This is a genomic window from Streptomyces sp. NPDC102270 (assembly GCF_044766405.1).
In the GTDB taxonomy this organism is placed as follows: domain Bacteria; phylum Actinomycetota; class Actinomycetes; order Streptomycetales; family Streptomycetaceae; genus Streptomyces.
Map to the genome: position 1 here is coordinate 105,872 of NZ_JBIWLX010000003.1, position 19,977 is coordinate 125,848.

Sequence of the window (19,977 nt, forward strand, 5' to 3'; positions counted from 1 at the left end):
GCGTCACGCGCGCGGTGGGCGCGGTGGTCGAGGTGCGGCCGGGCAAGGCGCCCGGGGGCACGGTGGGCGGGCCGTCCGACGTGATCGGTGCGGCGGAGGTGACCGTCACGGTCGCGGTCAGGCCGGTCAGGGCCAGGACGGCGGCGATGCCGCACAAGGTCCCTGGCGTGCCCGGTCGGTCTCCGCGTGGTTCGTCGGTGCTGGTGCCGCAAAGGAAGGTCCCTTTCCCCGTCATCGGTGCGCCGTCCGCAGGTCGTCGTGGACGCGAGCGGAAGGGCGGCCCCGAATCACCGAGGGGGGTCGATGACCCGGGGCCGCCTGCTGAAGGGCCGATGGCGAGGGAGTGCCACCGGCCGGCACCGACTCTGCAAGGGCGGGGAGTTGTTCAGTAGGCCCTGACCAGCACTGAAAAATGGGAGTGTCGGCTGAGGCGCAGGTCGCCACCGAGCCCAGGCCGCACACGGCAGCGCCCGACCTCGCGCTCAGACGTGTGAGAGGGCGAAGGAGACCAGGAAGCCGCTCACGGTGATCAGTCCGATGGCCAGGTGGGCGTCCTCGAACGCCTCGGGGATCATCGTGTCGGCGACCATGGCGAGGATCGCGCCGGCCGCCACGGCGGTCACCGCGGCGATCCACGCGGGGGAGAGGGAGCCGACCACGGTGTAGCCGAGGACGGCCGAGACGGTGCTCGCGGCGGCGATCGCGGCCCAGACGCCGAAGACGTACCCCTTGGTGCGGCCGGCCTTCTTCATCCCCGCCGAACTGGACAGTCCTTCGGGCACGTTGCTGATGAACACCGCCGCCACGGTCACCAGGCTGACCGCGCCGCCGTCGAGCAGGCTGACACCGATCACCGCGGACTCCGGCACTCCGTCGAGCAGCGCGCCGAGCGCGAGCGCCATCCCCGAGCCGCCCTGCTGGGCCTCCGAGGGCTGCGCCGCCGACTGCGCGTGACCGGAGCGCTTGCGGTGCCGGGCTCCCCGGCGGGCCAGCCACACGTTGCCCGCGGTGTAGGCCAGTGCGCCGACGAGGGTGCCGACGGCCGCGGGAGTGAGCCCCGCCTCGTCGTACGCCTTCCCGACCAGCTCGAAGGAGACCGCCGACAACAGCACCCCGGCACCGAATGCCATCACGGTCGCGATCACCTTCTGCGGCACCCGCAGCCCGTACCCCAGCGCGGCACCGAGCAGCAGCGCCGAGCCCGCCACCAGCCCCCACAGTCCAGCCTGTACCACTTCAGCCATGCCCACGCGTCTACCCGTTATGGCTGTGGATCAACAGATGACCAGCACGGTTGTGCGGACAACGACACCCTGTGCCAGCCGTCCTGACACCTTTGACCAGGCAAGATGCCGGTATCAGGTGAAGGCGCCCAGATGCGGGGAAGAAGTTGCGGCAACCGATGGGAGGTTGTTGTGGAGGGTGGAGATCTGGAACTGGGCGAGTTGCTGGCCGCTGCGGAAGCGGCCCCGCCCGGTGAGTCCGTCGACGTAGTGGCCCGCGATCTGCAGAAGCGGTTCGGTGCGGAGCGGGTGTCGTTCCTCTTCGTCGACCTCATCGGTCAGCGGCTGGTGCGGCTTGCCGCGGCCGACGCCGATGACGGCTCGGATCGTGCCGAGCCGATAGACCTGCAGGGCAGCGTCTACGACAGCGTGCTGCGCACTCAGCGCCAGCATGTGGAACCGGACGGCCAGGGCGGACGGCGCGTCATCACGCCGGTCACCAACCGCGGCGACTGCATCGGCGTACTGGAGGTGACCCTGCAGTCCGCGGACGACACCGTGCTGGGGCAGGTCCGCGAGGCGGCGCACGCGCTCGCCTACATCATCGTCACGGACGGGCGCTTCACCGACCTGTACCACCTGGGCCGGCGCACCACCGAGACCAGCCTGGCCGCCGAGATCCAGCACCAGCTGCTGCCCTCGGCACCCTGCTGCGAGGCGGAGCAGTTCACCCTCGCCGCCGGGCTGGTGCCGGCCGACGACATCGGTGGCGACACCTACGACTACACCCTCGACCGCGACACCCTGCACCTGTCCATCACCGACGCGATGGGTCACGACACGAACTCCGCGCTGCTGGCCACCCTGCTGGTCGGCGCGCTGCGGCGGTCCCGGCGCAGCGGCTGTGACGCCCTGGAGCAGGCCGACGACGCCCATCAGGCCCTGCTGAGCCACAGCCGTGGGCTGGCCACCGGGCAGTTGCTCTGCGTCGACCTGGAAACGGGCCTGTGCGAACTGGTCAACGCCGGCCATCCCTGGCCGCTGCGGCTGCGTGACGGCGTCGTCGAAGAGATCAAGCTCGCCGTCAATCTGCCGTTCGGGGTGGCCACACCCGCCTCCTACCAGCTCCAGGAACTGCAACTGCGTCCCGGGGACCGGCTGATCCTGCTCACCGACGGCATGCTGGAACGCGGTGCCGCGACGGCCGACCTGGCGTCGGTCATCCACGACACCGGCGCGCTGCATCCGAGAGAAGCCGTCCGGGCCCTGACCGCCGCGGTCCTCGATGCCTGCCATGGCAGCCTCAGAGACGACGCCACGGTCCTGATACTGGACTGGCACGGCGATCGTCGCAGACCGGTCGGAACCAGACCGGACCCACAGCGCTGATTCGCAGCGGTCCGGGCATCGCGTCGGCCGTGAACGCGGAGGTCAGGGGGTCAGGGGTTCAGGGCCTGCTCGAGCGTGGGATGGCAGGCGATGACGGTGTCCAGGCCGACGAGTTCGAGAACACGTAGCACCGACTCCCGGGGGGCCGCCAGGCGCAGCCATCCGTGAGCCGCGCTGACCTGGTGGTGGACGTGGACGAAGACGTTGATGCCGGTGGAGTCCAGGAAGGTCACGCCGCTGAGGTCCGCCACGACACGAGGTGGCGGACCGTCGTCAGGGCCGTCCCCGGGCAGCAGGGCCGTGGTCAGTGTGTCCTTGACGTCGTGGTCGATGTCTCCGTGCAGGGTCACCACGCGGATGCCGTCGACCGTGGAGTGCGCGACGGACAGCTGTCCGGGTCGGCCTGTTGGCGATATGTCGGTCACCGTTCCTCATCTGAACTCGGCTGCTGGGGGAGGGCAGCGTCCGCGGACGATTGTGCCGCACCGTCCGGGCCGGTCGCACCGGGGCGTCTGTGCCGAACCTCGCCTGTCCGTCGGCCTCGCCCTGGCGGGAGACGCCGGACGCGCTGGCTCCTCACCCGTGGAGCGCCGTTGCCCACCAGGTCGACTCACCCCGAGGTCTGCGATCCCGCATGAAAGGCATGACCGGCACCCCGCCCCGCACCAGAAGCTCCTCGCCCCTCCCGGTGTACCTGACCTCGGCCGTCCTCGCCCGGACCGCCGACGAGGGAGCCCGCGTCGCACTTGTCATGCTGGCCACCCAGCGCGCCGGCAGCCCGGCGCTCGGCGGTGCCCTGGTGGCCGCGCTGATGATCCCCCACGTGGCGGCCGCGCCCGTGGTCGGCGTGCTGGCCGACTCGGTGCGGCGACGCCGTCTCTTCCACGGCAGTGCCGTGGCGCTCTACGGCGCCGCGCTCGTCGCCCTGGCTTTCCTGGTGGGCACGGTCGACGACGTCGTGACGCTGGCGCTGGCGGCCGCCGCCGGGTGCGTCGCGCCCCTGCTGACCGGAGGCCTCACCGGTCTCCTCGCGGAACTGCTCTGCAAGGAGCGGCTGACCAGGGCCTTCAGCGCCGATGCCGTGTCGTACAACCTGGCGGGCATCTGCGGGCCCGCCGTCGCGGCGGCCCTGGGCACGGCGGCGGGCGCGGGAGCGGCCCTCGCGGTTCTCGGGGCCGGAGCGACGGCGGGTGGGCTCCTGCTGTTCTCGCTGCGGCTGCGACCGCGTCCACGGGCCGCGAGGCGTACCGAACGAGGGCGGTTCCGGCCTGCCGACCTGGTGCGGGGAGTGGTCGAAGTGGTCCGCAACCCCCCGCTGCGGTCGGTCACGTGGGGGAGCGGTGTGGCGCAGCTGGGAGTGGGGGCGCTGCCGGTGGTGAGCGTACTGCTGGCCGCCGAGTACCACGCCTCATGGGCCGCGGGCGGGCTGATGACCGCGTTCGCCGCCGGTGCGCTGGCGGGCTCCCTGAGTTACGCCTACCGCCCCGTCGGCCGGCACCGCCCGGAGCGCGTGGTGCTCTGGGGACTCCCGGCCACCGGGATCCCCCTGGCGATGGTGCCGTGGGCCGGTCATGCCGTCGCGGCGGCGGCCTTGTTCGCCATGGCCGGCTTCTGTACCGGTCCGCTGTTCAGCGCATTGCTGGCCAGCCGTGAGCGGTACGCCCCGGCGCCCGTCCGAACCCAGATCTTCACCCTCGGTGCCGGCCTGAAGAGCACCTTCGCCGCTGCCGGGGCGGGTGTGGCGGGTGTCCTGAGCGGGCTGGGAGCCGTGCCTCTGATGCTGGGGGCCGCCGCATGCCAGGTGCTCGCGGGCGTTCTGGCCCTCGTCCTGCTGACCGGTCGGCGCACCGGCCGCGACGGCGCCGGGACTGGTCGGGCCGGGGGGTCGCCCCGTTCCTCGCCTTCCGTGCGGGACACTCCACGAGGGAGTTGAGGATGTAGGCGGTCACGGCTCTGGCGCGCAGCCGTAGTCCTGATCGATGCTGGGGGCCGGCGCATGCCAGGTGCTCGCGGGCGTTCTGGCCCTCGTCCTGCTGACCGGTCGGCGCACCGGCCGCGACGGCGCCGGGACTGGTCGGGCCGGGGGCTCGCCCCGTTCCTCGCCTTCCGTGCGGGACACTCGACGAAGGCGTTGAGGGAGTCGCGGTCACGGCCCTGGCGCGAGGGGCGGGCCGTACACGTCACCCGGCGGGTTCGATGCGCAGGACGGCGGCCGCGTCGAGGACATCGACGACCTTCAGGCTCATGGCGTTGTTGATGGTCGCGGCGGGTCCCTCCTCACAGTTGAACGTGACACCGCCCCCGCCCTCCGACGACACGCTGCCGCCCCCGGAACAACCCGAGACGCTGTAGCCGGACCCGGTCAGCCGGGCGACCATGTCGACCTTGCCGCCCGCGATCGCCGTCACCCTGATCGGCCCGAGGCCGTACGCCTCCGGCACGCTCACGGCGTCCCCCACGGCGACCCTGATCTCACACGTGCCGTCGGCACACGGTCCGGTCGGCGAGGCTGACGGAGTGGACGACGGCGTGGACGTCTCCGCGGGGCCGGAGGCCGATCCGGATCCGGACCTGCCGGGCCGGCCCTCGGACGTGGACCCGTCGGAGGAGTTCGAGGAACACGACACGAGAACGGCGGACGCGCAGGCGACCACAGTGGCGACGCCGGCGGTGAACGAGGTGCTTCTACGCATCATGGGTGCCATTGAACCCCCGTCGCCAGCCACTTCGCGGGCAGTTGCGACGACGCAACCGCGCCCCACATGCGTCCCCGACCCCCCGACAGGGGAGAATGGGCCCCGTACCCAACGGTCGACCCTTGCGGAGGAGCGGGGAAATGCAGAACGCGCGAGCGGGGCAGGTCGCCGGGCCCGAAGACCTCATCGACGTGGCCCGTCTGGTCACGGCGTACTACACCCTCCACCCCGACCCGGCCGAACCGGGACAGCGGGTGGCCTTCGGCACCTCGGGACACCGCGGTTCGTCCCTCGCGGCGGCCTTCAACGAGGACCACATCGCCGCCACCAGCCAAGCCATCTGCGAGTACCGCGCCGCCCAGGGCACCGACGGCCCCCTCTTCCTCGGCGCCGACACCCACGCCCTGTCCGAGCCCGCCCGGATCACGGCCCTGGAGGTGTTCGCGGCCAACGACGTGACCGTCCTCATCGACCAGGCCGACGGCTACACCCCCACCCCCGCCGTCTCGCACGCCATCCTGACCCACAACCGGCAGCGGACCTCGGCACTCGCCGACGGAGTCGTCGTCACCCCCTCGCACAACCCGCCCGCCGACGGCGGCTTCAAGTACAACCCGCCCAGCGGCGGCCCCGCCGGATCGGAGGCGACCTCCTGGATCCAGGACCGCGCCAACGAGATCATCACCGGCGGCCTGAAGGACGTACGACGCATCCCCTACGCCCGCGCCCTGGCCGCCCCCGGCACCGGCCGCCACGACTTCCTCGGCGCCTACGTGGCCGACCTGCCGAACGTGCTGGACCTGGAGGCGATCCGGTCCGCCGGGGTGCGCATCGGCGCCGACCCGCTGGGCGGTGCCGCGGTCGCCTACTGGGGCCGTATCGCCGAACAGCACGGACTCGACCTGACGGTGGTCAATCCGCTCACCGATCCCACCTGGCGCTTCATGACGCTCGACTGGGACGGCAAGATCCGCATGGACTGCTCGTCGCCCTACGCCATGGCCTCGCTCATCGAGCAACGCGACCGGTTCGACATCGCCACCGGCAACGACGCCGACGCCGACCGGCACGGCATCGTCACACCGGACGCGGGCCTGATGAACCCGAACCACTACCTGGCCGTGGCCATCTCGTACCTGTTCTCGCACCGGGAGCAGTGGCCCGCGGGGGCCGGGATCGGCAAGACCCTGGTGTCGTCCAGCATGATCGACCGGGTCGCCGCGGACCTCGGCCGGACACTGGTCGAGGTACCCGTCGGCTTCAAGTGGTTCGTGGACGGCCTGTCCGACGGCACGATCGGCTTCGGTGGTGAGGAGTCGGCCGGCGCGTCCTTCCTGCGCCGCGACGGCTCCGTGTGGACCACCGACAAGGACGGCATCATCCTGGCCCTGCTCGCCTCCGAGATCACGGCGGTCACCGGCAAGAGCCCCTCGCAGCACTACGCCGCGCTCACCGACCGCTTCGGCGCCCCCGCGTACGCGCGCGTCGACGCACCGGCCTCCCGCGAGGAGAAGGCCCTGCTCGCCAAGCTGTCCCCGCGCCAGGTCACCGCCGACACCCTCGCCGGAGAGCCGGTCACCCAGGTCCTCACCGAGGCACCCGGCAACGGCGCCGCCCTCGGCGGCATCAAGGTGGCCACCGCCAACGCCTGGTTCGCGGCCCGCCCCTCCGGCACCGAGGACGTCTACAAGATCTACGGGGAGTCGTTCCTCGGCCCCGACCATCTGAGCCGGGTTCAGGAGGAGGCCAGGTCCGTGGTGCTGTCGGCGCTGGGCGCCTGACCCGACATGGACGATCGCGAGGCCGCGCCGAACGCGGAGGCCGGCGAGATCCGCCGTTTCTGGGGCGGGCTCGGTCTGCCGGGCCTGATCGACGTCCACACCCACTTCATGCCCGAGCCGGTCCTGCACAAGGTCTGGGAGTACTTCGACGGTGTCGGGCCGCTGACCGGCGGACTGGAGTGGCCGATCACGTACCGGAAGGAGGAGGCGGAGAGAACGGCCCTGCTGCGGGAGTTCGGCGTCAGGGCCTTCACCGCGATGCTCTACCCCCACAAACCCGGTATGGCCAGGTGGCTGAACGGATGGGCGGCCGACTTCGCCCGCCGCACCCCCGACTGTCTGCACACCGCCACCCTCCACCCCGAGCCGGACGTCGAGTCATACGTCCGCGAGGCCGTCGAGGCAGGGGCGCGGGTGTTCAAAGCGCACGTCCAGGTGGGCGGGTACGACCCGGCCGACGAACTCCTCGATCGGGCCTGGGGGCTGCTGGCCGAGGCGGGGATCCCCGTGGTGATCCACTGCGGCTCCGGACCCGCGCCCGGCAAGCACACCGGCCCCGAGCCCGTCGCGCGGGTGCTGGCCCGCCACCCGAGGCTTCGGCTGATCGTCGCGCACATGGGCATGCCCGAGTACGAGGAGTTCCTCGACCTCGCCGAGCGGTACGACCAGGTACGGCTGGACACCACGATGGCGTTCACCGACTTCACCGAGCGCCTCGCGCCGTTCCCGCGCCCGGCCCTGCCCCGGCTCGCCGCACTCGGCGACCGCATCCTGCTCGGCTCCGACTTCCCCAGCATCCCCTACCCCTACCTGCACCAGCTCCACGCCCTGGAACGCCTGGACCTCGGACCGCAGTGGCTGCGGGCCGTGTGCCACGACAACGCGAGAAGCCTCTTCGACCTGTGACGGCGCTGCCGCGCACGGGCCGAGGGGTGGGAGAAGGGCCGCCTCGACCTCCCCAGGTGCGACGGCCCTTCCCCCGGGTAAGCATCGACTCTGCTACCCCGAAGATCCGGACTCATGCAGGAGGGGTTGGTAACTGCTCGCCAGGGAGTGCGTACGAGGTCGAGTTAGCTCGATCGGGCGATCGCCTGCTGGCGGGCTTGCGGAGTCCTGGGCCGATCGGGCTAACGTGATCGCGCGGCCTGGGACACCGTGTGCGGCGTCAGCGTGTAGGGCCCCTGCTCCACCAGGGGATGATTCAGGGTCTCCCCGCCGCCTCTGGCCGTACCTGTTTGGCCAGGTCGCACAGGGCGGCGTCCATCAGCGGCCTCCGGCCGCGGGGGCCTCCCGGGCCCGGACCACGCACAGGATGCGTGTCGCCACCCGGGGTCGAGTACGCCGGGGACCAGCTCGCCCAAGACCGTTCGGGGCGCGCGGCTGAACGGGCTCACTCCCGCTCAGTCCACAGGAACGGTTGACGGACACGCGTGGTGCGGTCACCTTGAACAATGCCAGGGGTGTGGGAGCGCTCCCGTGCCGTACGGGTCGTACAGGCAGTACTGGCCGTACTGAGCATTCCGGGGCGGGCACCGCACCCCGCCCCGACCGCGCCCACCAGCCAAGGATGGCCAGATGCAGCCCCCTTCGCCCCGTCGCTTATCCCGCAGAACCCTGGTGACCGCCACCGCCGCCGGCCTGGTCGCCGCCGTCGCCGCCCCCTCGCGGGCGTCCGGCGCCGCCTCGGCCCGGTTCCACACGGTGGGCCGGGTCAAAGCCTCCGCCGACGGGTTCGTGCGCTACAGCTGGCCCGGCATCTACTTCGAGGCCCGGTTCCGCGGCACCGGCGTCGGCATCCTCCTCGACGACTCCGTCAACGACTACGACGTCCAGGTGGACGACAGGACCGCGGCCACCCTCGTGTCCCCGGGCCGGACCACCGCCTGGGTCAGGGGACTCTCCGACAGCGAGCACCGCGTGCGCCTCGTCAAGCGCACCGAAAGCCCCTGGGGCGAGGGCAGGTTCGGCGGCTTCGTCGCCGCTGCGGGCGGTGCGATCCTCGCTCCGCCTCCGGCCCGGCGCAGGCAGATCGAGTTCATCGGAGACTCCTACACCGCGGGCTACGGCAACCTCTCCGGCACCCGTGACTGTTCGGGCAACGGGGGAGTCGACCGGAACACCGACTCCGACCTCTCCTTCGGCGCCCTCACCGCCCGGCACCTCGGCGCCGACTACCAGATCAACGCCTTCTCCGGCCGTGGCATGGTCCGCAACTACAACGGCAGCAGCCCCGGCACCGACTTCCGCACCTACTACGACCGCGCCCTGCTGAGCGTGGCGGGGGACGTCTGGCAGAAGCCGGCCGGCTGGCGGCCACAGGTCGTCGTCATCGGGCTGGGCCTCAACGACTTCTCCACACCCCTGAACCCGGGCGAGCGCTGGAGCACGGAGGCCGAACTCGTCACTGCCTACGAGTCCGCCTACCACGGCTTCCTCGACAAGCTGCGCGCCCGCTACGGCCCCAGGACGTTCCTCGTCGTCAGCGCCACCGGTCTGGGCTCCACCCCCTTCGCCGAGACCGTCGAAAGGATCGCCCGCACCCGGAACGCGCGGGGCGACGAGCGGGTCGGCCACTGGTACTACGACGACACCGCCCTGGATCACCTCGGCTGCGACTGGCACCCCTCCGTGCGGGACCACCGCATCATCTCGGGCCTGCTCGACGACCGCCTCGCCACGCTTCCGCTGTCCTGGTGGCGGACCTGACGGGCAGGCCCGGTGGTCAGCTGATGCAGAGCAGGTTGAGCACGCACAGTCCCGAGGGATCGGTCGCGGACGACGAGGTGCCCGTCTGTGAAGTGGTCGAGCTGTCGCCGCTCGTGCTCGCGCCGGTGCCCGTGTTGGTGGTCGTGGTCGTCGTGCCGGTGGTGGACGAGGAGGAGGTCTGATCCGTCGTCGTACCGGTCGTGCCCGTGGTCGTCGTGGTCGTACCGCTCGTGCCGCCGGTGTCGGTGCCGGCCGCGGCCGACGTCGAGAGCGTGCCCTGGGACTGCGACCGCGAGGCGGTCGTCGCCGTGGGCGTGGGGGAGGTGGCGGAGTCGGTGTGGACCGACGACCGGGTCGTGGTGGACGCCGAGTCGACGGTCCGCCGGTGCGAGCCGGCCTTCGTGGCAGGGGTGGACGTCGACGCCTGTTGTGCCGTGGCGGGCTTCGACCCCGGGAGGGCGTCGTCCGAGGCGGGCAGCTCCGCCACACCCATGGACCGGTTGTCCGGCGAGGCGGCCGCCTGGTTGCGGGTGTTGGACTGCTGGCTCATCGCGGTGACGGTCAGGCCGCCACCGACGAGGGCGACGGCGGTCGCGACCACGGCCTTGCGCTGGTTCTTCTTCCAGCGGGCCCGCTGGCGCCGGCGTGCCGCCCGCCCCTCCGCCACCACGGGAGCGTCCGCCACGTCCTCGGACGGGACGTCCGGGTCGGTCCCGGTCGCCGGCTCCTCGGGGAGGCCCGCGTCGTGCCACTTGGGTGCTTCGCCCCACCCCGCTGACGCCGTGCCCGTCGTCGCGAGGAGGTGGGAGGGGGGAGCGATGTCCGGGGCGTAGGCGCCGCATCCGGGACACGCCAGGGCGCCGTTGAGATGCCGACGGCACGAGGAGCAGTAGTCCATCTGGTCTTCCTGAGTCGACTGCACCATCGGCCCGATGGCCGTGGCCGGTCTCGTTCGCACGGAGGATCGAGCCGAGGCAAAAGTAGCGAGGCTTTCGAAAGGCGGTGTGCAGCCTGTGTGATGCTCCTGCGCAGATGTCCCAGGGGTGCCGTGGGTACGGGGGACGTACGTCGTATTCGAGCCACTTGTCTGGCATGCGTCCCCGGCTCGAGTCCCCCCGCAGTCGGAGACGGGCGGGGGGGGGGGGGGGGGGGGGGGGGGGCGCGCGGCCCCCCCCCCCCCCCCCCCCCCCCCCCGGCCGCTGTTCAGTCCGGTTGTTGGGCCGGGTTGTCGGTGACGGCCCGGAGGAGGGGACGGCTGGCGGCGATCGCGGCGAACATCGCGGCGGCTCCGATCAGGACACAGACCGTCAGCTGCAGAGCGCCGGAGGAGTCCACCGTCGTATCGCCCGCTTCGTTGAGCTTGACAGCGCCGTAGACCCCGGAGGCGGTCATGCCTCCGGCGAGGACCACCAGCGGGACGACTGTCTCGCGGACTCTGGCCCGGTCCAGTACCTTCATCGGGGTTCCGGCCAGACGCAGGAGGCCGTAGACGCGGCGGCGGTCGAGGACGTTCGCGGCGGCGGTCAGGCCCGCGGAGGCGGTGGCGACGACGAAGCCCGCGGTCAGGACCGCCAGGCCCAGCTCACGCCGCGCGGCGGAGCCGAGGTCGTCGGCGGCGGTGAAGTATTTCTGGGTGTACGGCGGCGACGCGGGGTTGAGGGCCGTCAGCGCGGTAAGCGCGGTGTCGACCTGTGCCGGTCCGCTTGGGAGACGGACCGTGACGCCGGCGCGGCCCCACAGCAGCGAGTCGTCGTCTTTGTCGTCGGTGCGGGCGTGCACGGTGGCGGTGACCCCGGCTTCCGTCAGCAGCGCGCGGGCCCGTTCGGCAGCCTTCCGTGCGGCGGCGGGACGATACTCCGCCGCGGGCACGGACACGGCGACCTGCCCCGAATAGTCGTGGCCGCCAAAGTCGAGGTGGGCGACAGAGAGGAATCCGGCCACGAATCCGGCCATCACCAGGCCGCTGACGGTACGCCAGGCGCTGCGAGGGTCGTCGCTCAGCCGGCGGGCGGCCAGCAGGGTGGCGGGGCGGCGGGCGAAGCGGGCCATGAGGCGGCCGAGGCGGTCCACGACCCAGGGGCCGATGATCCAGAACGCGCCGTAGAAGAGCATCACCAGGGCGGCCTGTTGCGACGTCTTGAGGCCGCCGCCGTCCACGCTGACGAGGATGTAGAGCACGGCAGCGGCGAACAGGACCAGACGGATCATGCGAGTGCGGCGCGGGTTGGACTGCTGGGCGACGCCCAGCGGTGAGCGGGCGACCTGCCGCAGTGTGCTCACCGCACTGAGGGCGGTGAGCAGCGAGACCGAGGCGACCACCGCGAGCACGCCCAAGCCGCCTACCCAGAGGTCGCCGGTGTGCCAGGTCCCGATGCCGAAGGGCAGGTGGGCGAGGGCCGGGAGCAGCAGCCGGTAGGCGAGGGCGCCCGCCGCCGCTCCCGCCGCGCCGACCGCCGCGGTCTCGGCGCCGGTCATGGCGAGGATCTGGCGGGGGGTCGCTCCGGCCAGCCGCAGCGCGGCGAGCCGCTGTTCCCGGCGGGCCGCCCCGAGCCGTCCGGAGGCGGTCGCCAGCATAAGCACGGGCACGACGAGCAGGCCGGCGCCCAGCAGCATCCCGGACTGGTCGTAGACGGTGAACGGGCTCGGGGTGGTGCCGGAGTAGCCGGAGATGACCACGCGGGCAATCAGCCCGCTGTCCAGGGGAGCGTCACCCGCGGCAGGGGAGACTGCGGGATCGGAGGCGGAGCGTCCGACCACCGCCACCAGTTCGTCCGGGGCGGCCAGTCCGGCTGCGCCGATCGTCTCGTAGGAGGCGGTCTTGGGGAACCGGTCGGCGAGTTGCCGGGCAGGCAACCTGTGCGCCAGCTCGGCGAGGGCCGGGGAGAGGTAGACCTGGCCGGGCTTGGGGAAGGCGGCCACTCCCGGCGGCGCGGGCGTGGGTTTGCGGCCGGGCAACTGGGCGAGGCTGACCACGGTGACCGGCTCGCCGCGGACGAAGGTCGTGGTCAATGCCTGGACTGCGGTGCCGTGCCGGTCGGGCTGCGGGGTTCGCCACGCGGTGGCGTCTGCCCGTGCGCCGGCCCCGTGCCAGGCGGCGAACAGGACCAGCAGCACCAGGGAGCTGACGGTGGCGGCCGCGGCGGCCAAGAGCTGACCCTGCCAACCGCGTCGGCCGGAACGGCGGGCTAGATGCCAGGTCAACGGCAGGACGGGGGAGGACATGAAGGGCTCCGGGAGGATCAGACAGTGGTGATGTACGGGGCTCAATGAGCGGCCGTGTACTGGAGGGGGCCGGTGATCCGGCCGTCGCGGACCTGGAGGATCCGGTCGCAGTCGGCGGCGACGTCGACGTCGTGGGTGACGATGACGAGCGAGGCGCCCTGGTGCCGGGTGACCGAGGTCAGCAGGCCGATGACCTCCTCGCTGGTGGACTGGTCCAGCGCGCCGGTGGGTTCGTCGGCGAAGACGACATCGGGTTCGACCACGAGGGCGCGGGCGATCGCGACCCGCTGGGCCTGGCCGCCGGACAACTGACCGGGGCGGCGCTGTTCCAGGCCCTCCAGGCCGAGCGGGGCGAACCAGCGGCGGGCCTTTGCCACCGCCTGCCCCCGAGGGGTGCCCTCCAGCATCAAGGGCAGGGCGATGTTCTCCTCGGCGGGCAGTTCCGGCAGCAGTTGGCCGAACTGGAAGACGAAGCCGAAGCGCCGCCTGCGCAGTGCGCTGAGCCTGTCCTCGCCGAGCTTGTCGATGCGCTCGCCACGTAGCAGCACCTGTCCGCCGTCGGGACGGATGATCCCGGCAAGGGTGAGCATGAGGGTGGACTTGCCGGACCCGGACGGGCCCATGACGGCGAGCGATTCGCGCTCGCCGACCTCGACGTCCACCCCGGCCAGGGCGGTGGTGGACGCGTATTTTTGACCAGGCCGATGCCGGTCAGGACGGTTCCCATGATCGTGTGTCGTTCCCTTCTCAAACGGTTCAAAGGAGCTTTCCGCTGCCTCTCGGCGCTTCTCAGCGGTCGAACTTCCAGGTGCTGGAGGCGGAGTCGGCCTTGATGACGCGCACCGGGGTCTTGAGCACTCCGGTCACCTTGCGGCCGACCCACGGAAGCGGCGGTACCTCGACTGGATGCGGCCGACGACCAGCTTCGCCGCGAGCGCCTTCTGGCCGTCCACGGTCACCGTGCTCTGCTGGTCCAGCCCAGTTGTGGATGTAGTACCGCTCAACGCGTGGGTGGCGGCGGTCCCGGCGCCGAGGACGGCAGCCACCGTGAACCAATAACGATCATGGACTTGCGCCGCATGCTGTGCCTCTCGAAGCCGGGGTTGTGATCCGCCTTCACTCTCGCCGCCCAGCGGCACCCCGCGCCTCGGCCGAACGGCCACTGCCCGCGGCCTTCCGCCGCGCCGGGTCAGCCGATCGACCGATCAAGGCGGAGATCCTGGCCCGGCTGCGAGCCGGGCACAGCAATCTGCTCAACACCAGCCCCAACCGGCGGCTGGAGTCAACGTGCCGCGTTGCCACGGGCTCCGCGGCTTGCAGAGGTAGATCGGCTTCCTGGTCTCGGTGGTGATGGCCTGGTGCTCGGCGATTTTCCGGCCGCGGTCCCAGGTGAGCGGTCAGTGCCTTCGGAGCTGGAGACACCACCCCCCCCGGGCCATGCACTCGATAAGGGGAGGTAGTCATGCCAACTCCGAAGGCCGGTAACCCCGTTGCGGGGCTATGAAAGACGCTAATGGGGGGACGGTGATGGACACCATGCCGCGGATGATGCCTCGCCCGGTGGGCCGGCGGGCGATCTTCGGACGGCGCATGGGCCTGGCTGACCGCAGCCGCTGGGTGAGGGTGTGCTTGATCGCCTGGCGCCGGCGAGGGTCGTAGAGCGATAGGCAGATCGCTTCGTGCGAGATCTGCATGGAGGTGTCACCAGGAAACTGCCGTCGCAGCCATCCTGCAGATCTGCTCGGCTGACCAGCACAGGGCCGGCTTGGCTTCCACCAGAGCCCTTAAAGCAGGCCGCCGTTGAGCGAGTTTGGCCTGCTTGGGGCGGCGCCCGCGCTGGTCGGCGGCTGCATCGGCCGAGGCGGCTCGGTAGCGGTCCCGGCCCCCGTTGCGGGCGATCTCGCGGGAGACGGTCGAAGGAGATCTGCCCAGCCGCTCGGCCAACTGCCGGGCTGATTCCCCGTGGCGATGCCGCGGGATATCTCCTCGCGCTCGCTGCCGCTCATATGCCGCTTTGACCGCGTCTGTGGTGTGAGGCGGATGCCGCCACTCTGGTACAGGAAGCGACGGGCGTTCTGCATCAGCGCCCTGAGCGCCCGCCCGATCAAGTGAACGACTGCCCCTCCGCCAGCGTCTCCAGATCTCGTCTTGCCGAGCTGGCGAAACCTTGTAGCCACGCACCTGTGCCTCCACGATCACATGCCATCGTTTGCCGACACTCAGGCAGTGGTTCCGGCGACCACGTCGACGGCGTGGCGCCGGTGTGCTGCGAAGAGGTCGAGGGCGGTGTCGGTGTCCCGGGCGCGCAGTGCGGTGACGAGTCCGTGGTGCTCGCGCGGGATGCGGTCGAGGTAGCCGGCGGTGCTGCGGCCGATCCGGGTCAGCAGGAACAGGTGGACCTGGCAGCGTATGCCGTCCCAGGCGTCGGCGAGGCGCCGGTGCCCTGCGGCGGCGAACACCGCGTCGTGGAAGGCGATGTCCAGGCGCACCATCTCGTGCGCATCGCCGGCCCGCTCCATCATGTCGGCCGTCTTCGCGATGGACGCGAGGTCCTCGTCCGAGGCGTGGGCGATCACCTGCCGTACGGCGAGGTCCTCCAGCGCGCCGCGCAGGCTGTCGAGCTCAGCCACGTCCTCGGCGGACAGCGTCGTCACCGTCGTGCCCCGGTGCCACGCACAGTGCACCAGGCCCTCGCGCTCCAGCAGCCGCAGCGCCTCGCGCACCGGACCGCGGCTGACGCCCAGCTCGCCGGACAGCTCCACCTCGCGCAGCTGCTCGCCGGGGGCGTATGCCCCGTTGAAGATGGCCTCGCGGATACGGTCCGCAACCTCGTCGGCCAGACCCCGGCGGCGAGCCGGGGCCACCTTGCCCTGATCACTCATGCCCGAATTACACCTCGACCCATGACCTAATGTTAACATTCAGCCGTTGTCGTGATGTCAACATTAGGACAAGCGGAGCAGGATCGCCCACGGGCCGCTCCGTCCCCAGCAGGAAGGCAGTGCCATGACCGTTCTCGACTCCCCGATCCCCCGCTTCCACCTGGCCGTGCCGGTCGACGACCTGGCTGCCGCGCGCCGCTTCTACGGCGACGTCCTGGGCCTGGAGCAGGGCCGCAGTGCGGACACGTGGGTGGACTGGAATCTGCACGGCCACCAGTTCGTCACGCACCTCGCGCCGGAGCGCGCGCAGCGCATACACAACCCGGTCGACGGCCACGACGTACCCGTGCCGCACTTCGGTCTGGTTCTGACGGTCGAGGCCTTCCAGGAGTTCGCCGAGCGGCTGCGGGCGGCGGGCACCGAGTTCGTCATCGAGCCGTACGTGCGTTTCGCGGGCCAGAAGGGCGAGCAGTGGACGATGTTCCTCCTCGACCCGGCCGGCAACGCGCTGGAGTTCAAGGCGTTCGCCGACGACTCCCAGGTGTTCGCCGCCTGACCGGCGGCCGGCACCACCCACCCCCACACGCGAAAGACGGGACGAGCTCATGAAGGTGTTCCAGATCGGTGCCGCCGGAGAAGTCGGCCGCCGCCTCACTCAACTCCTCACCCAACGCGGTGACGTCGTGACTGGCATGCACCGCGGGCCCGCTCAGGGCGAGACCATACAGGCGGCCGGCGGGACGCCGGTGATCGGTGACCTCATCGCCGACTCGGTCGAGGATCTGGCCGGTAAGATGCGCGGCCATGACGCCGTGGTCTTCTCGGCCGGCGCACACGGCACCGGTCAGGACAAGACGACCCTCATCGACGGCCGTGGCCTTCAAAAGGCCGCCGACGCGGCCGCGCTGGCCGGGGCGGCGCGGTTCGTCCTCGTCTCGGTGTTCCCCGACGCGCTGCGCGACGGGACACGCAGTGAGGGCTTCGAGCACTACATCAAGGTCAAGAAAACCGCCGACGTCTATCTGACGCGCACCGATCTGGACTGGCTGATCGTCCGTCCCGGAACCCTTCTGGACACCCCCGGCACCGGCCGGGTCACCGCCGGTCCCGCCGTCGAGTACGGCGACGTGCACCGCGACGACGTCGCCGCGTTCCTCGACGCCGCCCTGCACGCGCCTGCCCTCAGCCGCGTGATCGTCGAACTCACTTCCGGTGACACCCCCGTCGCGGACGCCGTCACCCGCCTCACGGCCGCCTGAGCTCACCCCCGCACCTCAACCACAGCACCGTCAGCAAGGAGAAGCACCATCACCGCCATCGATTCCTACAGCCACGACGTCTCCGGCGAGAAGGAGTTCGGTTTCGCCCAGGCCATCAAGGTCGGCGACACGATCTACGTGTCCGGGCAGCTCTCGCACGACGAGCAGGGCAACTTCCTCTACCCGGGCGACTTCGACGCCCAGCTGAAGCAGTCCTACGCCAACTTCGAGAAGGTGCTCGCCCACTACGGCGCCACCCGTAACCAGGTCGTCTCCGAGACCCAGTTCATCGTGGACCTGCCGCAGTACAACGTGGCGATGGCCGCGGCGAACCTGGCCTACTTCGGCGACCACCGCCCCACCAGCTCCACCATCGGCGTCGCGTCGCTGTTCTTCCCGGGCCAGCTCATCGAGGTCAACTTCGTCCTCGACACCCGCCTGCCGGCCTGATCGTGAAGGTCCTGATCGCCGGAGGGCACGGCAGGATCGCCCTTCTCCTGGAGCAGCTGCTGTCCCGGCGCGGCGATGCGGTCACCGGCCTCATCCGAAACCCGGCCCAGGCCGACGCGTTGGCGGAGGCCGGGGCCCGGGCCCGGCTCGTGGATCTGGAGAAGGCCGCCGGCGACGAGGTCGCCCGGCATCTGACGGGTGCCGCCGCGGTGGGTCCCGGGAGTTCGGTGGGCCGTAAGGACAGCGTGGACGGCGGCGCGGCGATCCTGCCGACCGACGCCGCTGAGAGCGCCGGAGTCGGACGCTACCCGCTGCTCTCCGCATACGCGCCGATCTGCGGGCCGTCGACGACGAAAGCCTCGACCCGGTCTTCCGTACCTATCTGCGGGCCAAGCTCGCGGCCGAGAACGCCATCCGGTCCCGGACCGTGCTCCAGGCGACGAACGTCCGCCCCGGTCTGCTCAACGACACCCCCGGCACCGGCCGGTGGCGCTCGCCGAGCAGACCGGTCCGGGCCCCATCTCCCGGGCCGATGTCACCGCCGTCCTGCTGGCGCTGCTCGACGAACCGCGTCTGAACGACCGGACCGCCGAGGTCATCGGGGGCACCGCCCCCATCGCGGCGCCGTGGCAGCCCACGCCGCCCGCTGAACCGGCGCTCCGCACCTCAACTCATCTCCCCGTCGACGGCGTTGCCCGCCGGCGATGCCCCACCTGAAAGGGAAACACCGTGAGCACTCTGTTCACCCCCCTCAAGCTGCGCTCCCTCCAGATACCCAACCGGGTGTGGATGTCGCCGATGTGCATGTACTCCGCCGCCCCCACGGGCCCGGAGACCGGCGCGCCGACCGACTTCCACCTCGCCCACCTGGCCTCGCGCGCCGCCGGTGGCGCGGGCCTGGTCATGGCCGAGGCCACCGGGGTCCGTCCCGACGGGCGGATCAGTCCCTGGGACCTGGGCCTGTGGAATGACCACCAGCAGGAGGCGTTCTCCCGGATCACCGTGGCCATCAAGGCGCACGGCGCCGTCCCGGCGATCCAGCTCGCCCACGCGGGCCGTAAGGCGTCGGTGGACAAGCCCTGGCTGTCCGACCGGTCCGTGCCCCGGAGCCAGGGCGGCTGGCAGACGGTGGCGCCCAGCGCGGTCGCGTACGACGGCCTGCCCGTCCCGCACGAGCTGACCGTGGCCGAGATCCGGCAGCTGGTAGCTGATTTCGCCGATTCCGCCCGCCGCGCGCTGGCCGCCGGCTTCGAGGTCGCCGAGGTGCACGGCGCCCACGGCTACCTGATCAATTCATTCCTCTCCCCGGCCTCCAACCACCGCACCGACGCCTACGGCGGCAGCTTCGAGAACCGGATCCGCTTCGCCCTGGAGGTCGTCGACGCGGTGCGCGCCGTGTGGCCCGCCGAACTGCCGGTCTTCTTCCGCACCTCGGCCACCGACTGGCTGACCGAGAACCCCGAGGACACGCGCGAGGGCTGGACCGGTGAGGACACCGTCCGCCTCGCCAAGGAGTTGACCGCTCACGGCGTCGATCTGCTCGACGTGTCCACCGGCGGCATGGTCCGCGACGCCAAGATCGTCGCTGGACCGAGCTACCAGGTGCCCTTCGCCGCCCAGGCCCGCCAGGCCACCGGCATCCCCACCGCCGCCGTCGGCATTATCACCGACCCCCACCAGGGCGAAGAGATCATCACTTCCGGGCAGGCGGACGCCGTCCTGCTCGGCCGTGAACTGCTGCGCGACCCCTACTGGCCGCAGCACGCCGCCCTCACACTCGGCGCCGAGCCGCGCTGGCCCGACCAGTACGCCTACGTCGTCAAGCGCCGCAAGCACTGAACCCTGCGCGGGCCTGCTCAGCACCCGGCCGTCCAGCCCTCGACAGGGGCGATGCGCTGCCCTCCCACGGGGAGATCCCGATGAACCACCTTGAAGTCAAGGTCGTCATCACCGCCTCCTCCGGTATCGGTGCCGTCAGGGCCAAGTCCCTCGCCGCCCGCGGCCAGGAAGCCGTTGACCAGCTGATCACCGACGGGAACTCCCATCCCCGCACGACAACCGGAGCAGACGGCGGGCAGTCGCCACGCGGTCGCCCGCCACCTGAAATGTGAGGACTACCCCGCCATGGCACAGGCGTACTGGAGCTCGGCCCTCACCAGCTCCGCAGCTGCCATATGGGCCGTCGTGCGACGGTTCAACGGGATGCCCGACTGGCACCCGGGCGACCCTAAGGCTACTGGTGAGTTACTTGTCGCTTGGTTCGCCGCTCGTCAACGGCGCCCCGGGGCTGAGCGTCCTGTGACATCGCATCATGAGCGTGTGCCACCGAACCTCGCCCGATCCCGGAGAAAAACCTAGGGAAGTCTGAG

Annotated in this window: 19 protein-coding genes and 2 pseudogenes; 12 read left to right on the forward strand and 9 right to left on the reverse strand. The window is 71.2% G+C overall.

What is annotated here, in order from left to right; all coding sequences use genetic code 11:
• Nucleotides 1-482 precede the first annotated feature (482 nt).
• Nucleotides 483-1,244 (reverse strand): ZIP family metal transporter, encoded by a 762-nt coding sequence (locus ACIRP7_RS05835; RefSeq protein WP_403654461.1) that lies wholly within the window; start codon nt 1,242-1,244, stop codon nt 483-485.
• 171 nt (nt 1,245-1,415) lie between these two features.
• Between ACIRP7_RS05835 and ACIRP7_RS05840 the strand changes: the two genes are divergently transcribed.
• Nucleotides 1,416-2,612 carry a PP2C family protein-serine/threonine phosphatase gene (locus tag ACIRP7_RS05840; protein WP_403654463.1) on the forward strand — a complete coding sequence of 399 codons (1,197 nt, stop codon included), beginning with the start codon at nt 1,416-1,418 and terminating at the stop codon, nt 2,610-2,612.
• A gap of 50 nt (nt 2,613-2,662) precedes the next feature.
• Here ACIRP7_RS05840 and ACIRP7_RS05845 read toward each other — a convergent pair whose 3' ends face one another.
• Nucleotides 2,663-3,037, reverse strand: a complete 375-nt coding sequence (locus ACIRP7_RS05845) for an STAS domain-containing protein (protein WP_403654465.1) — start codon at nt 3,035-3,037, stop codon at nt 2,663-2,665.
• Nucleotides 3,038-3,246: 209 nt separating this feature from the next.
• Here ACIRP7_RS05845 and ACIRP7_RS05850 point away from each other — a divergent pair, with 209 nt between their 5' ends.
• Nucleotides 3,247-4,545, forward strand: coding sequence for an MFS transporter (locus tag ACIRP7_RS05850; RefSeq protein WP_403654467.1), 1,299 nt, complete (start codon nt 3,247-3,249; stop codon nt 4,543-4,545).
• Nucleotides 4,546-4,792: 247 nt separating this feature from the next.
• Here the strand turns inward: ACIRP7_RS05850 and ACIRP7_RS05855 are convergent, their stop codons facing one another.
• A complete protein-coding gene (locus tag ACIRP7_RS05855) occupies nt 4,793-5,308 on the reverse strand; it encodes a hypothetical protein (protein ID WP_403654469.1) in 516 nt (171 codons plus the stop codon).
• 140 nt (nt 5,309-5,448) lie between these two features.
• On the opposite strand from ACIRP7_RS05855, the gene pgm reads away from it, so the two are divergent.
• From pgm to ACIRP7_RS05870, 3 genes are all read left to right on the forward strand, one after another.
• Nucleotides 5,449-7,089 carry a phosphoglucomutase (alpha-D-glucose-1,6-bisphosphate-dependent) gene (gene pgm / locus ACIRP7_RS05860; RefSeq protein WP_403654471.1) on the forward strand — a complete coding sequence of 547 codons (1,641 nt, stop codon included), beginning with the start codon at nt 5,449-5,451 and terminating at the stop codon, nt 7,087-7,089.
• 6 nt (nt 7,090-7,095) lie between these two features.
• Nucleotides 7,096-7,995, forward strand: coding sequence for an amidohydrolase family protein (locus ACIRP7_RS05865; RefSeq protein ID WP_403654473.1), 900 nt, complete (start codon nt 7,096-7,098; stop codon nt 7,993-7,995).
• Nucleotides 7,996-8,664: 669 nt separating this feature from the next.
• Nucleotides 8,665-9,795: an SGNH/GDSL hydrolase family protein gene (locus ACIRP7_RS05870; RefSeq protein WP_403654475.1), complete on the forward strand. Its 1,131-nt coding sequence runs from the start codon at nt 8,665-8,667 to the stop codon at nt 9,793-9,795.
• A 16-nt stretch (nt 9,796-9,811) separates the two neighbouring features.
• On the opposite strand, the gene ACIRP7_RS05875 is transcribed toward ACIRP7_RS05870, so the two are convergent.
• The 6 genes and pseudogenes from ACIRP7_RS05875 to ACIRP7_RS05900 all read right to left on the reverse strand — a co-directional run bounded on the left by ACIRP7_RS05875 (nt 9,812) and on the right by ACIRP7_RS05900 (nt 15,899).
• Nucleotides 9,812-10,720: a hypothetical protein gene (locus ACIRP7_RS05875; RefSeq protein ID WP_403654477.1), complete on the reverse strand. Its 909-nt coding sequence runs from the start codon at nt 10,718-10,720 to the stop codon at nt 9,812-9,814.
• 278 nt (nt 10,721-10,998) lie between these two features.
• Complete coding sequence (locus tag ACIRP7_RS05880) at nt 10,999-13,017, reverse strand: FtsX-like permease family protein (RefSeq protein WP_403654479.1); 2,019 nt, start codon at nt 13,015-13,017, stop codon at nt 10,999-11,001.
• A 41-nt stretch (nt 13,018-13,058) separates the two neighbouring features.
• Nucleotides 13,059-13,744, reverse strand: a pseudogene (locus ACIRP7_RS05885) (ABC transporter ATP-binding protein).
• A gap of 136 nt (nt 13,745-13,880) precedes the next feature.
• Entirely contained in the window at nt 13,881-14,063 is a 183-nt protein-coding gene (locus ACIRP7_RS05890; protein ID WP_403654481.1) for a hypothetical protein, read from the reverse strand.
• A gap of 655 nt (nt 14,064-14,718) precedes the next feature.
• Nucleotides 14,719-15,216 (reverse strand): helix-turn-helix domain-containing protein, encoded by a 498-nt coding sequence (locus ACIRP7_RS05895; protein WP_403654483.1) that lies wholly within the window; start codon nt 15,214-15,216, stop codon nt 14,719-14,721.
• A 20-nt stretch (nt 15,217-15,236) separates the two neighbouring features.
• Nucleotides 15,237-15,899 (reverse strand): GntR family transcriptional regulator, encoded by a 663-nt coding sequence (locus ACIRP7_RS05900; RefSeq protein WP_403654485.1) that lies wholly within the window; start codon nt 15,897-15,899, stop codon nt 15,237-15,239.
• 124 nt (nt 15,900-16,023) lie between these two features.
• Here ACIRP7_RS05900 and ACIRP7_RS05905 point away from each other — a divergent pair, with 124 nt between their 5' ends.
• From ACIRP7_RS05905 to ACIRP7_RS05935, 7 genes and pseudogenes are all read left to right on the forward strand, one after another.
• Nucleotides 16,024-16,455 carry a VOC family protein gene (locus ACIRP7_RS05905; RefSeq protein WP_059211329.1) on the forward strand — a complete coding sequence of 144 codons (432 nt, stop codon included), beginning with the start codon at nt 16,024-16,026 and terminating at the stop codon, nt 16,453-16,455.
• Nucleotides 16,456-16,504: 49 nt separating this feature from the next.
• Nucleotides 16,505-17,158 carry an NAD(P)H-binding protein gene (locus ACIRP7_RS05910; RefSeq protein WP_403654487.1) on the forward strand — a complete coding sequence of 218 codons (654 nt, stop codon included), beginning with the start codon at nt 16,505-16,507 and terminating at the stop codon, nt 17,156-17,158.
• A 48-nt stretch (nt 17,159-17,206) separates the two neighbouring features.
• The gene (locus ACIRP7_RS05915; protein ID WP_403655118.1) at nt 17,207-17,608 is read left to right on the forward strand and encodes a RidA family protein; all 402 of its coding nucleotides are present in this window, start codon (nt 17,207-17,209) and stop codon (nt 17,606-17,608) included.
• 2 nt (nt 17,609-17,610) lie between these two features.
• Nucleotides 17,611-17,874, forward strand: a pseudogene (locus tag ACIRP7_RS05920) (NAD(P)H-binding protein); the annotation flags it as partial.
• A gap of 220 nt (nt 17,875-18,094) precedes the next feature.
• Nucleotides 18,095-18,325 carry a hypothetical protein gene (locus tag ACIRP7_RS05925; RefSeq protein ID WP_403655155.1) on the forward strand — a complete coding sequence of 77 codons (231 nt, stop codon included), beginning with the start codon at nt 18,095-18,097 and terminating at the stop codon, nt 18,323-18,325.
• Between the two features lie 12 nt (nt 18,326-18,337).
• Nucleotides 18,338-19,447: an NADH:flavin oxidoreductase/NADH oxidase gene (locus tag ACIRP7_RS05930; RefSeq protein ID WP_403654489.1), complete on the forward strand. Its 1,110-nt coding sequence runs from the start codon at nt 18,338-18,340 to the stop codon at nt 19,445-19,447.
• Nucleotides 19,448-19,527: 80 nt separating this feature from the next.
• On the forward strand, nt 19,528-19,719 hold the full coding sequence (locus tag ACIRP7_RS05935; RefSeq protein ID WP_403654491.1) for a hypothetical protein: 192 nt from the start codon (nt 19,528-19,530) through the stop codon (nt 19,717-19,719).
• Nucleotides 19,720-19,977 lie beyond the last annotated feature (258 nt).

Excerpts from the sequence above, each read along its gene's own strand:
- ACIRP7_RS05835 (WP_403654461.1), bottom strand. The coding sequence starts at position 1,244 with ATGGCTGAAGTGGTACAGGCTGGACTGTGGGGGCTGGTGGCGGGCTCG.
- ACIRP7_RS05850 (WP_403654467.1), top strand. The coding sequence starts at position 3,247 with ATGAAAGGCATGACCGGCACCCCGCCCCGCACCAGAAGCTCCTCGCCC.
- ACIRP7_RS05855 (WP_403654469.1), bottom strand. The coding sequence starts at position 5,308 with ATGATGCGTAGAAGCACCTCGTTCACCGCCGGCGTCGCCACTGTGGTC.
- pgm (WP_403654471.1), top strand. The coding sequence starts at position 5,449 with ATGCAGAACGCGCGAGCGGGGCAGGTCGCCGGGCCCGAAGACCTCATC.
- ACIRP7_RS05865 (WP_403654473.1), top strand. The coding sequence starts at position 7,096 with ATGGACGATCGCGAGGCCGCGCCGAACGCGGAGGCCGGCGAGATCCGC.
- ACIRP7_RS05870 (WP_403654475.1), top strand. The coding sequence starts at position 8,665 with ATGCAGCCCCCTTCGCCCCGTCGCTTATCCCGCAGAACCCTGGTGACC.
- ACIRP7_RS05875 (WP_403654477.1), bottom strand. The coding sequence starts at position 10,720 with ATGGTGCAGTCGACTCAGGAAGACCAGATGGACTACTGCTCCTCGTGC.
- ACIRP7_RS05880 (WP_403654479.1), bottom strand. The coding sequence starts at position 13,017 with ATGTCCTCCCCCGTCCTGCCGTTGACCTGGCATCTAGCCCGCCGTTCC.
- ACIRP7_RS05900 (WP_403654485.1), bottom strand. The coding sequence starts at position 15,899 with ATGAGTGATCAGGGCAAGGTGGCCCCGGCTCGCCGCCGGGGTCTGGCC.
- ACIRP7_RS05905 (WP_059211329.1), top strand. The coding sequence starts at position 16,024 with ATGACCGTTCTCGACTCCCCGATCCCCCGCTTCCACCTGGCCGTGCCG.
- ACIRP7_RS05910 (WP_403654487.1), top strand. The coding sequence starts at position 16,505 with ATGAAGGTGTTCCAGATCGGTGCCGCCGGAGAAGTCGGCCGCCGCCTC.
- ACIRP7_RS05935 (WP_403654491.1), top strand. The coding sequence starts at position 19,528 with ATGAACCACCTTGAAGTCAAGGTCGTCATCACCGCCTCCTCCGGTATC.